We start from the raw sequence: 11,477 nt of genomic DNA, 5'->3' as shown, positions 1-11,477 counted from the left end.
ATGGAAGTCGTAATGATGAAAAAGAACTCAAATTACGGGAAATCAATGTCAAACCATCTCTTGCTTGTAGATAACAATCAAGAGACTCTGAAATATGTGCAGGAAAGCATGGATGATATTATTACAAATATCATAAGGGTGAATAAAATGGATAAGATCAATAAAAAAGTCGATGAGAATGCGAAGCTTTTTGAGAAAAATCTCGACCCTCTGTTTTCAGTTATGGCCGAAAAGACCCAAGGCAGTATACTGGATAAGCTTTCACTTTCATTAAGAAAAGCATTGATTTTGATGGCTATGGACCGTTATAAGAGCAACAAAGATTCTGTATGCAAAGCATTGGGGATATCTCCTGAAAAACTTGATGGTGAGATGACTTTGTGTGGAATATCCAAAGAACGTCAAGCTGCATAAGTTAACGTCGTACTTTGCGTTTCAAAGTGGCCCGGGATTAACTATCTCGGGCCATTTATTTTTCACAAATCGTTTTGTTTGCTAAGAATTCATGGTAAGATTGACCAAAAAAATGAGGTCAGTATTGTATGTATAAACTAAAAGTAATTACTTCTTTTGCGGCTGCTCACAATTTGACGCACTACCAGGGTGAATGCGAAAATCTTCATGGCCACAATTGGCGGGTAGAAGTAACTGTTTCAGCAAAAGAGCTAGACAAATCAGGACTCGGTGTAGATTTTAAGGTTCTCAAATCTGAAACAAATCTTTTGTTGAAAACATTGGATCATAAATATCTTAATGAATTGAAGCCATTCCTTGAGATCTCACCATCATCTGAAAATATTTCGCGATACCTTTATTATGCGCTTGGAGAACGGCTCAATAATAATAATGTGAAAGTTGAAATGATCACCGTTTGGGAATCTGATGCTGCCTGCGCAAGTTACTGTGAATAATTCATCTGCCAACTTGATCGAACTGTTTTCTTCTATTCAAGGTGAAGGGGTCTTTGTCGGTAGACGTCAGGTATTTCTCCGTTTTCCTGGGTGCAACCTCGATTGCAACTATTGTGACACCAAGCATGATCCACCTGAATTCTGTACAATAGAGTTAACTCCGGGAGAGCGCGATTTCCGTCAATTCAGAAACCCTGTATCCCTGGCAACAATATTCGATCTTCTGACAAGTTGGAAAAAAAGTGCACCATATCTTCACCATTCCCTCAGCATTACTGGGGGAGAACCCCTGCTTCATTCCGGGCTGTTAAGTGAATGGCTTCCCGTACTGAGATCTGTCTTTCCAATTTTCCTAGAAACTAATGGTATCCTGTCAGAACAACTTGTTAAAATAATTGACAATGTTGATATGGTCAGCATGGATATAAAGCTCCCATCAACTTCAGGTCATTCAGATTTATGGGGCAAGCACCTTGAATTCCTTAAAATTGCAGCTACAAAGCAATGCTACGTCAAGGTGGTTGTTGGGGCTAAAACAGGGGCTGATGAGATAGGGGAGGCATCGCGCTTAATTGCCTCGATTGACGGTGGTATCCCGCTAATTATTCAGCCGGTAACAAACCAGATAAATGATCAGGGAATCGGAGCGCACCTTCTTTTGTTGCATCAGACTGCTACCGTTTTCCTCAAAGATGTCAGAGTGATACCTCAGACACATACAATGCTCAACATCTTATAGGTCTACTACTTTGGAATCGCTATAAATGCTTATTGATGAAATGACAATGATTGAATTCGAAGAAGGCTTAAAACAGACCCAAACTGTTTTAATTCCTTTTGGGTCTGTTGAGGAACATGGCCCACATCTCCCACTTTCTACCGACACAATCCAGGCAATTGAAGTAGGGAAAAAGACTGCCGCGAGAGTACCGTTATTCGTCGCCCCATCTATCAACTACGGGAACTGTCGTTCATCAAAAACTCATCCTGGCACAATATCAATATCTACTGAAACATTGAAAGCAATAATGACAGACCTTGTCTCTTCATTTCGCTCTCAAGGGCTTCGTAATTTTATAATACTTTCAGGCCATGCTGGAGGAGCTCATTGCATGGCGTTACAAGACGCTGGTGAAGCTCTTATAGACAGATATGATGATATAAAAATTGCAATAGTGTCTGAATACCACCTTGCTAGTAGTGAGGGCGTTTACCTAATAGAAACGATCGGTGATTCTCACGCTGGTGAGATTGAAACTTCTAGAATAATGCATACGCATCCCCAACTTGTTAAAGGATCATCACAAAAGGAGTTTCCCTCATTTCCGGCATCAGGTATTCTAGTCAGAAATAAAAGAAAGTACTGGCAAAATGGAGTTTGGGGAGATCCGACAAAAGCTACTCCAGAAAAAGGGAAGGCTTTAGAGGAACGAGTTGTTTGCAAACTGGTAGAACTCGTTCACGAAATAGGTGTGTTTAAAGAATAGTATGCTTTCATTTGTTGGACATCGATATGATGAACACCTCTCCGGAATAAGGTCATACTTACCCCTTAGACAAATAAGAAAAACCGATTGTAGGGCAAATTTGGAAGCCAACCCCGCAAAGGGTTATCTGTACTGCGCTTATATGGAGTAATCTGATTTAGCCAACCCAAACCCGACGTTCTGTAACTATAAACAGACGAATGACTAGGCAGTGATCAGATATGGCCGGGATATTATGGGATCATGTGGGAAATGGTGGGAAATAATTGGAGAATATCCAGAAAGGAGGAGAAGGTCTGAAAAAATTTCGTCAAAAAAAATCACGCGCACTTTTACAGTAATCAGCCACAATCCTGAGAAAATTTTCGCGTGATTTGGCAGTGTATTCAAGATTATTTTTTAACTCGGCTTGAACCCATCTTATATTTTTTAAAAAGCTCTCTTGCCTCATCACCGTAACGCTTTGCTTCCATGTGCTTTTCACTACCAATCCCTTGATAAAAAACAAGATCATATGTAAGCCTTGATATTGTAATTTTCCAGGAAATTTCTTTTTCAATAGATTTTTCTTTCAAATTTAGCCGGCTGTATTTTTTTAACGCGGAATCAAGCTTATTTAGTGCATTATTAACTGAAGTATTGGTAGCAATATCTGAATCAAAAGCCACTTCAACATCATCAAGCGCATCTAACGCATTTTCAGTATATTTAACAAATTCTTTATTAACACCAGCAAGAGCTGAAATAGGCATTAAAACAATTAAAATAATTAATAAGAATTTCATATTCACTCCTATAAATCAATAATATGGGCTCCGAAAAACATCCACATCCTTGATACAATTATTTCAAATCCTTCTCTAATAATGTGGTGGGCTTTTTCATCGGTAGCGACCCGTCCACAGGCAGCTGCTCCTTTGGCTCTTCGGCGGGCAGCTCTCCGTTGGCTAAATCCTTTAAGGCTTTTTCCTTTTGCCTTTGCGCCTCTTCCGCGGATCGCAGCAACTTCTCTTCAATAGGCAACTTCTGTTCAGCCTGGTATATCTTATATTCTCTCACCACCTGGTGCAGTACTTCTTGCTGATGTTCCTCGCTCATACAAGACATGATCTCAACCACCTGCCGGATCAATGGGCTCATTTTCACCCAGCCTGCATGTTCCTCCTCTACGACCAGCGGTTCTTCTAATTCCATTCTACCCAGTCCAGTTTTTAGCCAAACTGAGTTTACCTTAAGTTCGGTGGCCAGGGATCTGATAAAAATATCGCTTGGATTATCTTTTTTACCTGCCTCAAGTTGTCCAATGTAAGCGTCCGAAACATTTAACTTTTTAGCAAGCGCAGTTTTGCTTAAACCCCTGCACTCGCGAGCAGCTTTCATCCTATCTTTAAACTCAGTTAAATTTTCGTTTGACATGAGGGTAAACTCAGTTTATAAACTTTACTCATACAGCAACAAAGAAAGAGAAAAAGAAACATAACTCATTAAGAAAGCAGTTTTTACAACTACATACTTAAATTTAACGGAGATTAACAAATGAACAACCCATCGGCAAGAAAAAACACCCGCAAGCAGCTACAGCGTGAGTTATTGCGGGTTGGGGATGAAGCAACCAAGTATAAAATGGTCCTCCTGGTGCTGAAAAAGAGTCAAGCAGACATAGCTCGAGAGCTTCAAGTGACGTTGCCGGCAGTAAACGGCGTCATTAATGGCAACTCGAGGAGCAAGCGAATCGAGGAGTACTTGGAAAAGCTGGTGAAAGAGGCGGCTTGATTGTTCGTTACTAACGCCGGACTAACGAACAACGTAACGAACAAGGCTATTTACTAACGAACAACGCTAAAAATATCTACAAAATAGGTGGTTAGCGTATGCAAGTCAAGAGTGACGGGTGGGTTGACGTGAAGGTACTAACGAACATATTAAACTGCACTGAAAGGGCTATTCAACTTGCTATTCAGCGCGGGAAAAAGTTCACAAAAACCCGACAAATTGACGGCAATGGCAGGGGTCGCGGCGGTCAAATTTGGCAGGTCCACATCACCGACCCGGCCATCCCCGAATCAGCCAGATCCAGCTGGTTGCTGGCACATAATCCAACCACGGAAACCCTGCCGGTTCAGCCGGCAACCAAAGCAGTTGCCATCAGGCAAGAAGCGCAGCTCCCGGCAGTAACCGCACTTAAAGATTGGCAGCGCCAGGTCATGGACGCCCGCCTGTATTTTATCCGCCTTATCGAACGCGCAGCCCCGGCCATCGGCGTCAATAAAGCCATCCGCACCATTGTAACCCAGGCCGTTGACGGCACCCTGCCTATTGATGCCACCAGTATGATCGAACTGGCCAACGCCCGCAAAGGGGAGGGGAGAACCCTCTCTTATGACGGCATGATGAAATGGTGGTCAACCTGGATAAAGGCCGGCAAGGATCCTGCTGCCCTCGCTCCGAAAAGCGTCGAAAAATTCACCTTGCCACCCTGGGGCGCTGCCTTCCTCGCATGCTATCAACAGCCGCAAAAACCGACAGTAGCCGGAGCACTGGAAGAACTGGCCAAAACCATGCCAGCAGCCGAATTGCCCTCATATTCACAAGTGCAGCGGTTCCTCAAAAAAGTCGGTGGCGTCGAAAAGGAAAAAGGCCGCCGCACCGGCCAGGAACTCCGCTCTATCAAGCCTTACATAATCAGAGACACCACCGGCATGTGGCCCACCGAGGTCTATATCTCTGACGGCCTTAACTTCAAATCCTGGGGCGTTGCCCATCCCATTCATCGCCGGCCGTTCTCCCCGGAAATCTGCGACGTGGTTGATGTCGCCACGCGCCGCCTGGTTGGCTGGTCGGTCGGCCTCGCCGAATCAGGCCACGTCATGGCTGCTGCCCTGCGCCACAGCATAGAAAACTGCGGGATCCCCGCCGGCTGGTATCACGATAACGGCCCCGGCTACGAAAACCGCCTGCTCACCGATGATTGCACCGGGATCCTTACCCGCTGCGGCATCACCAATATGACCTCAGTCGCCCTGCAGAGCCAGTCCCGCGGCATCATCGAATCGCTACGGAAAAACCTCTGGCACAAGGCCGCAAAGACCCTGCCAGCCTACAAAGGCCGGGACATGGACCGCCAGACCGCCATGAAAGTCTACAAGGTAATCAAAAAAGACATCAAAGAGCGCGGCATTAGCGAGTACGTCATGCCCTGGGCTGAATTCCTCGACTGGGTTGCCGACCTGGTCGAACAGTACAACAACCGGCCCCACTCCAGCCTGCCCAAGTTCCGCTGCCCGATAACCGGCCGCATTCGCCATATGAGCCCTAACGAGGCCTGGGCCAAAGCAGTTGCCGAAGGCTGGCAGCCAGTGACCCTTACCGAAACCGAACTGGCCGACCTGTTCCTGCCAGAACGGCTCTGCAAAGTCCATCGCGGCTTGGTGCGCCTCTTCGGCAATACCTATTACAACGCCGAGCTATCCGAATACCACGGCGACCAGGTTCGCGTCGGTTACGACATCCATGATCCCCGCCGGGTTCGGGTCCGCGATCAGGAAGGCCGCCTCCTCTGTTACGCCAAATTCGAGGCCAACAAGCATCGCTACGTCGCAGTATCCGCCAGCCAGCAGATGATAGAAAAACGGGCTGCAGAGGCCACCAAGCGGCTGGAGACCAAGCTTGAAACCGTCCGCCTCGAACTGCTCGGCACCATCGAAGTCGAAGAACAGCCAGCCATCAGAGTACTGCCGCCCGAAGTCCTCGAGCTGGAAGAAAAGCGCCGGCAAAAGGCCTTGGAACAAGAGCAGGCCCCGAAATGGCGTGACGCCACCAACCCGCAGCAGCTCGACTTCCTAATTACCGACCTGATTAAAAACGGCACCGCCACGGCGTATCAGATCCAGTGGAAAAACGATTTTGACGCCTGGCAGCTGCTGCGGGAAGAACAGGGTCACCGGGCCGAAAAGATCGGCCTGCTCGTAACAGACCCGTATTGTCTGCAAGATCCAGAGAGGGAGAGGGAAAGCAAGGCAGGATAATGGAAAAGCCGCCTGAACTCGCGACTCAGGCGGCCTTAAGCCCCCTTAACAGGGACAATAAAAAAGACAAAAGGAGAGTATCAGATGAGACACCAAATGGTAAAGACAAAAGATGTCAAGCAGGCCGACCAAGCCATTGCCGACCTGCTCAACACCGAAAACATTGAACGCATGGGGGTCTTCTGGGGCCTGCCCGGCACCGGCAAAACCACCGCAGTCGCCCATCTTGCCAACCTCTATGACGGCGTATATATCCGCGCTCTCGGCTGCTCCTCAGTAACCAGCGTCCTGGGCGACATCTGCCTGATGCTCGGCGGCAAGCGGCTGCTGCGCCGCTCCGACATGGTTGAATACATCTGCCATCACCTCACCACCGAAGCCGTAACCAACAACCCGGTGCCGCCACGGCCGATCTTCGTCGACGAGGCAGATTACTGCTTTCGGCAGGTCGACATCCTCGATTCCCTGCGCGACATCTACGATATCTCCGGCTGCCCGGTCATTCTCATCGGCATGGAGAACATAGCCCGCACCATCCGTGAAAACGGCCGCTTTGCCCGGCGGATAACCCAGTGGATCGAGTTCGTCGGCATCGATATCGAAGATGCCACTCAGGTCGCGGCAGAGGTTTGCGAAGTCCAGGTCCAGCCCGATCTTATTGACTACCTCTGGCGCGAAACCTCCAGAAACATCGGCCGCTTCAAGATCGGCCTCGACAAGATCGAGAAATTCGCCCTTAGCAACGGCGCAGCAACCATCTCCCGCGCCGACTGGGGAAACCGGCCTCTTTACTATGACCAGCCCAACTTTGGCAAGCTCAGGAAGTAATCACCCCGAAGCATCAACTACGAGCTACCAAGGAGAGAGGGAATAATGAGCAAAGGGACCAAACGCTACTCAGCCGGGCATTTGCGGAAATGCATCTGGCGCAGCCTAATCATCATGAACACCGTTACCATACCGAGCCTCATCTGCACCATCCCAGGCGTGTCGGGCGACACAGTGCGCCGCGCCGTCCGCGCCCTTGAAATACATGGATACATCGGCAAACGGCCAGGCAGGGCAGGGGAGACCACCGTCTATGCCAGGACAGACGACACGCCGCTCTTGCCGGCCACCTGCCACCACTGCGGGAAATCGTTTTCTTTGAAGGTCTGCGAAAAAGACAAAGAGACAAAAAAGGAGAAGCAGACAAAGAGAGAGAAACTGCCACAGGTTGAAACTGTTGCGGAATCAGGGACCAAACCGGCTGCAGACTACCCGTATGAAGGGTGGCACGTACTGCCGCAAGAGCTGAAAGATAGGCTCACCGAGGAGGTAACCAATGACGCGGCCTGATCGCATGGACTTACTCAAGCGCATGGTTGCCCAGCACGGCCAGGCCAATGTCGCCCGCCGGATCGGCAAGAGCGCAGCAGCAATCTGCCAGATCCTCTCCGGCGATTACAAGGCCAGCCCGGATGCCATCCTCGATCTAGTAGAAGAGGCCTTCGGCCAAACCACTGTCCACTGCCCGCTGCTCGGAGAGATACCGCTAAAGAAATGCAGCGACAACCGCAACCGTCCGCTCATTGCCACCAACCCCTTGCGCGTCAAGATCTGGAGGGCCTGCAAAGAGTGCGACCCCTCAGAGCTTAGAAACAATGGAGGTGGCAAATGAAATGCCCACGATGCAAAACCGGAGTCTTGTTCCCGGAGCGCGACATCTACGGTCAAACCCAGTCCATTGGCTGCCTTAACTGTGGCGATCGCAAATTCCGAGACTTCATCATTCGCCGCCCGACGGTAATCGATCAGAACGGGCTCACTGGCGCCAAGGGCGCAACAACCAAACGATCAAAGGAGGCGTAACCATGCTTAAACGCATCTTAAAGCACCTCGATAACCGCCGTAAATGGAACCGCACCAAGCGTTTTCTTCGTGACCGCGCACGCTGCCGCTGCTTGGTCGGACTGCTCTACACCAATGGCGTCCTGCGCCAGATATAAAGGAGATCATTAATGTCACAAGTATCAACCGAAATACCAGCCGGATACAAGAAAAACGCCCAGGGAGCGCTCATCCCGATCGACCGGATCAAGCCGATCGACATCGAGCGCGATTGCCTGGTCGCAGAGATCGTCGACAAGGCCAGAGAGTTGTCCAAAACCATAGCCGATTTCAAGCACTCGACCATGGGCGATATCGAGGCGTTTGTTGCGCTTTCGGCTGAAAAGTATGGCGCAAAGCTTGGCGGCAAGGTCGGCAATGTCACTCTCACCAGCTTCAACGGCCGCTACAAGGTTGTGCGGAGCATCGACGAGTATCAGGTATTCGACGAGCGGCTGCAGGCTGCCAAGGCGCTTATCGACGAGTGTATTACCGAGTGGTCGGCTGGTAGCCGCTCCGAGATCCGCACCTTGATCAATAGAGCCTTCCAGGTCGACAAGGCCGGTCGGCTCAATATCAACAGTATCCTGTCGCTGCGGCGGCTGGAGATCACCGACGAGCGCTGGCAGAACGCCATGAAGGCCATTGGCGAATCGCTCCAGGTCGTTGACTCGAAGGCCTACATCCGCATCTACGAGCGCGACGCAGACGGCAGATACAATCCGCTGCCGCTGAACGTCGCGGCATAGGGGGGAAACCATGGAATGCCCAACGTGTAAAGGCACCAAAATAGAAGACGACTGCACCGTTCCCGGCCTGATCCACAAGGTTTGCGCCCAGTGCGGCGAAACCCTGGCCACCATAGGCGGAGTCAAGACGCTGGCCGACGCCGTTCGCGATCAGAACCGGCTTTATGGGATCAAGGAGGCCGCGTGAGTTACGAAAACACTTCCTGCCCCTGCGGTGGGAAAAAAGAACCAAACACTATGCTTTGCGCCGCTTGCGAGGCTGAGTTCTCAGATCATCCATCGATGCGTACTTTTAAAAACACATCCGCTGATCGGGAGGCCAGAAGGCATGCTGCAAACACGCTTGTGACGCTGGCACGAAACAGAAATTTAAGCAAAAGGAGTGCGGCATGAGTCAGAACCTTGATCTATTCGGCTGCGACCACTACCCACCCTGGGAGAGGATCTGGGAGGACGGTAAGCTGATCTGCCACAAGTGTGGCGAAATACTCAAACCCAAGAAGGAGGAAGTGAAATGACCTGGAGCGCACAAGTAACCCGACCCGATGGAACTAACCCAACAACCAGAGAAGGCAGCGCATACTCTGATTACAATGCCTGCCAGAGCTGCCAGCACACGTCATTCTGCAACATTGGCAAAATGGCTCACACTATCGGCCCGATTCTCACCTCTGTCGATGTCGGCTCTGATGGTCACATGGCTAGCGGCACGGCACTGCTCAAGTGCAACGGCTACCAGCTTAAAGAATAACTGCGAAACGACCATATCGTGCATATCCTCGATATGGTCGTCGCCCGGAGGTGGCGCTCCGGGCCTGATGATGCAGCCAACTCCTCCCCTTTGATAAGGGGAGGCTGGGAGGGGTTATGGGTAGGTGCGAACACAGCAATTTCGAGCGTGCGCTCGACTTGATAATAAGGCTCCAGGCCGGACAGCGTTTGTCGTTGAACAAACTCTGCGAGATCTACTCAATCTCGTACAGGCAGACGCTCAGGCTGGTCAATTCCGCAGTTTCGGTATTGCCGGTCATTCGCGAAAAACGCAACGGTGAAATATTCCTGCGATGGTGTAACCATGCGAAATAACCGCTGCGGCAGATGCCACGGATTACTGGTCATATCCTATGCGTACGACCGCCTCCGGAAGGATCGCTACCTCAGATGCGTTAACTGCGGAGGGTATTTCCGACTCGAAAGAGTTGATCGTGGATACCTGATCTTGGGTTGTCGCATCTTACTGGAGAATAACCCGCGTGCAAAAACCAGTTAAAAAAACAAAAAAGCGCCAAAACTGCACGCACATGACCGGCGCAGAATTGAAGCGCTTGCGCCGTGAAATAGGCATTGGCACCTGCGATATGTACCGCCTGCTCGGCCTGCCGCGGCGTACCTACCAGGACTATGAAGCCGGCAAGCGCGGTATTCCCGAGGCCGTGGCAACTGCAGCCAGAGAAGCCCATCGCCGCGACCGCGAATTCTTTGCCACTCTGCCCGATCGGATCGATGCCCGATTGTTGGAGCAGTTCCCGGACGGGATCATTAAATAAGGAGCCCTCATGTCAACCCACTATGCGAAATACGAAAAAAGCCTGCGGTTGCAGCGAATGCTGGAACTCCTCCTGGACGGCAAAAAGCACACCACCCTGGATATCATCCTGAAAGCTGATATCTGCGCCGTCAACTCTGCTGCTGCCGAGCTGCGCGTCAATGGCTTCAATATCCGTTGCGATCAAAAACGGCCGGCATCTTATTGGCTCCCGGATCCGGCTGCAGCTCGTCAGTTGTCCAGCTCATTGCTGGCAGGTAAGGCGGCATAACCATGGGCAAAATGAAAGAGCACCCACAGTACAATATCGTCAGTACCAGGATCTGCGACCAGCTCCTGGCAGAGATTCACAATCAGCGCGACTGCTTGTCGATCTCCGACTATTTCCGGGCTGCATTGGAAGAGAAGGTTATCCGCGATCAGCAACGGGCAATAGATGAACATCTCAGCGCTGCAGAGATTGAAGAGGATAATGAAAAGTTTCAGGTTGAAATGGCGCTATGTGAACAGGGCCATACGGCCCACTGTGCCGCCCGCCAGGCATGGGGCGACGGAGTGTGCGAGTGCCAGATGCAAGGCATAGTTCCAGGCAACGTATCGAGGATGATTCTGGAGGCCTGATGGGACGATGGCAAAAAACAGTTAAAGTCCCCGAATTGTCCAAACTGATGCGGGACGCGGAAGCCACAAACATTGCATTAGCTGCACAATCAGGGGTCAGTGACCATGTAATATCGGGCGCCCGACAAGGCAAAGAAATCCGAGAAGATCTCGCTGCAATACTTTTGCAAACCTTGAAAGAACGAAAATTCCAATATGCAAAAATGGGCAGACCAAGAAGCTCATAACGGCTTCAGATGAACCGCAAGCGAAGCGCAGTCGGCTTCGAG

22 protein-coding genes and 1 other RNA gene are annotated in these 11,477 nt (G+C 50.2%); 21 read left to right on the top strand and 2 right to left on the bottom strand.

Translation table 11 applies throughout. The features are described from left to right. The first annotated feature begins 12 nt into the window (after nt 1-12). The 4 genes from KI809_RS18890 to KI809_RS18875 all read left to right on the top strand — a co-directional run bounded on the left by KI809_RS18890 (nt 13) and on the right by KI809_RS18875 (nt 2,398). A complete protein-coding gene (locus tag KI809_RS18890; protein WP_246559513.1) occupies nt 13-414 on the top strand; it encodes a hypothetical protein in 402 nt (133 codons plus the stop codon). A gap of 128 nt (nt 415-542) precedes the next feature. Then, on the top strand, nt 543-911 hold the full coding sequence (gene queD / locus KI809_RS18885; protein ID WP_214173160.1) for a 6-carboxytetrahydropterin synthase QueD: 369 nt from the start codon (nt 543-545) through the stop codon (nt 909-911). Continuing rightward, on the top strand, nt 904-1,650 hold the full coding sequence (locus tag KI809_RS18880; protein WP_214173196.1) for a 7-carboxy-7-deazaguanine synthase QueE: 747 nt from the start codon (nt 904-906) through the stop codon (nt 1,648-1,650). The genes queD and KI809_RS18880 overlap by 8 nt, the downstream gene beginning before the upstream one ends. A 25-nt stretch (nt 1,651-1,675) precedes the next feature. Then, the gene (locus KI809_RS18875) at nt 1,676-2,398 is read left to right on the top strand and encodes a creatininase family protein (RefSeq protein WP_214173159.1); all 723 of its coding nucleotides are present in this window, start codon (nt 1,676-1,678) and stop codon (nt 2,396-2,398) included. Nucleotides 2,399-2,790: 392 nt separating this feature from the next. On the opposite strand, the gene KI809_RS18870 is transcribed toward KI809_RS18875, so the two are convergent. Next, entirely contained in the window at nt 2,791-3,183 is a 393-nt protein-coding gene (locus tag KI809_RS18870) for a hypothetical protein (RefSeq protein WP_214173158.1), read from the bottom strand. 58 nt (nt 3,184-3,241) lie between these two features. Continuing rightward, on the bottom strand, nt 3,242-3,814 hold the full coding sequence (locus KI809_RS18865; protein WP_214173157.1) for a helix-turn-helix domain-containing protein: 573 nt from the start codon (nt 3,812-3,814) through the stop codon (nt 3,242-3,244). A gap of 120 nt (nt 3,815-3,934) precedes the next feature. Between KI809_RS18865 and KI809_RS18860 the strand changes: the two genes are divergently transcribed. The 17 genes from KI809_RS18860 to KI809_RS18790 all read left to right on the top strand — a co-directional run bounded on the left by KI809_RS18860 (nt 3,935) and on the right by KI809_RS18790 (nt 11,435). Continuing rightward, on the top strand, nt 3,935-4,171 hold the full coding sequence (locus KI809_RS18860) for a hypothetical protein (RefSeq protein ID WP_214173156.1): 237 nt from the start codon (nt 3,935-3,937) through the stop codon (nt 4,169-4,171). Nucleotides 4,172-4,269: 98 nt separating this feature from the next. Further along, nucleotides 4,270-6,423, top strand: coding sequence for a Mu transposase C-terminal domain-containing protein (locus KI809_RS18855; protein WP_214173155.1), 2,154 nt, complete (start codon nt 4,270-4,272; stop codon nt 6,421-6,423). A gap of 84 nt (nt 6,424-6,507) precedes the next feature. Further along, nucleotides 6,508-7,251 carry an AAA family ATPase gene (locus KI809_RS18850; RefSeq protein WP_214173154.1) on the top strand — a complete coding sequence of 248 codons (744 nt, stop codon included), beginning with the start codon at nt 6,508-6,510 and terminating at the stop codon, nt 7,249-7,251. A gap of 45 nt (nt 7,252-7,296) precedes the next feature. Then, nucleotides 7,297-7,761, top strand: a complete 465-nt coding sequence (locus KI809_RS18845) for a helix-turn-helix domain-containing protein (protein ID WP_214173153.1) — start codon at nt 7,297-7,299, stop codon at nt 7,759-7,761. Continuing rightward, nucleotides 7,748-8,083 carry a helix-turn-helix domain-containing protein gene (locus KI809_RS18840; protein ID WP_214173152.1) on the top strand — a complete coding sequence of 112 codons (336 nt, stop codon included), beginning with the start codon at nt 7,748-7,750 and terminating at the stop codon, nt 8,081-8,083. Before KI809_RS18845 ends, KI809_RS18840 begins: the two co-directional genes overlap by 14 nt. Beyond that, nucleotides 8,080-8,274 (top strand): hypothetical protein, encoded by a 195-nt coding sequence (locus KI809_RS18835; protein WP_214173151.1) that lies wholly within the window; start codon nt 8,080-8,082, stop codon nt 8,272-8,274. The genes KI809_RS18840 and KI809_RS18835 overlap by 4 nt, the downstream gene beginning before the upstream one ends. Before the next feature lie 2 nt (nt 8,275-8,276). Next, entirely contained in the window at nt 8,277-8,411 is a 135-nt protein-coding gene (locus KI809_RS20810; protein WP_281416938.1) for a hypothetical protein, read from the top strand. Between the two features lie 12 nt (nt 8,412-8,423). Next, nucleotides 8,424-9,041, top strand: coding sequence for a DUF3164 family protein (locus KI809_RS18830; RefSeq protein WP_214173150.1), 618 nt, complete (start codon nt 8,424-8,426; stop codon nt 9,039-9,041). A gap of 10 nt (nt 9,042-9,051) precedes the next feature. After that, on the top strand, nt 9,052-9,228 hold the full coding sequence (locus KI809_RS18825) for a hypothetical protein (protein ID WP_214173149.1): 177 nt from the start codon (nt 9,052-9,054) through the stop codon (nt 9,226-9,228). Nucleotides 9,229-9,430: 202 nt separating this feature from the next. After that, nucleotides 9,431-9,559 carry a hypothetical protein gene (locus KI809_RS20805; RefSeq protein ID WP_281416937.1) on the top strand — a complete coding sequence of 43 codons (129 nt, stop codon included), beginning with the start codon at nt 9,431-9,433 and terminating at the stop codon, nt 9,557-9,559. Next, nucleotides 9,556-9,792, top strand: a complete 237-nt coding sequence (locus tag KI809_RS18820) for a hypothetical protein (protein WP_214173148.1) — start codon at nt 9,556-9,558, stop codon at nt 9,790-9,792. Before KI809_RS20805 ends, KI809_RS18820 begins: the two co-directional genes overlap by 4 nt. Then, nucleotides 9,793-9,874: hammerhead ribozyme type II (locus tag KI809_RS18815), an RNA gene on the top strand. 34 nt (nt 9,875-9,908) lie between these two features. Then, a complete protein-coding gene (locus KI809_RS18810; RefSeq protein ID WP_214173147.1) occupies nt 9,909-10,127 on the top strand; it encodes a helix-turn-helix domain-containing protein in 219 nt (72 codons plus the stop codon). A gap of 167 nt (nt 10,128-10,294) precedes the next feature. Beyond that, a complete protein-coding gene (locus KI809_RS18805; protein ID WP_214173146.1) occupies nt 10,295-10,588 on the top strand; it encodes a hypothetical protein in 294 nt (97 codons plus the stop codon). 9 nt (nt 10,589-10,597) lie between these two features. Continuing rightward, complete coding sequence (locus KI809_RS18800) at nt 10,598-10,858, top strand: hypothetical protein (protein WP_214173145.1); 261 nt, start codon at nt 10,598-10,600, stop codon at nt 10,856-10,858. Nucleotides 10,859-10,860: 2 nt separating this feature from the next. Beyond that, nucleotides 10,861-11,208 carry a hypothetical protein gene (locus tag KI809_RS18795; RefSeq protein ID WP_214173144.1) on the top strand — a complete coding sequence of 116 codons (348 nt, stop codon included), beginning with the start codon at nt 10,861-10,863 and terminating at the stop codon, nt 11,206-11,208. Next, nucleotides 11,208-11,435 (top strand): hypothetical protein, encoded by a 228-nt coding sequence (locus KI809_RS18790; RefSeq protein WP_214173143.1) that lies wholly within the window; start codon nt 11,208-11,210, stop codon nt 11,433-11,435. Before KI809_RS18795 ends, KI809_RS18790 begins: the two co-directional genes overlap by 1 nt. Nucleotides 11,436-11,477 lie beyond the last annotated feature (42 nt).

Origin of the sequence: Geoanaerobacter pelophilus (genome assembly GCF_018476885.1) — a bacterium.
Lineage (GTDB): Bacteria > Desulfobacterota > Desulfuromonadia > Geobacterales > DSM-12255 > Geoanaerobacter > Geoanaerobacter pelophilus.
This window is presented reverse-complemented; position numbering and strand designations above follow the sequence as displayed.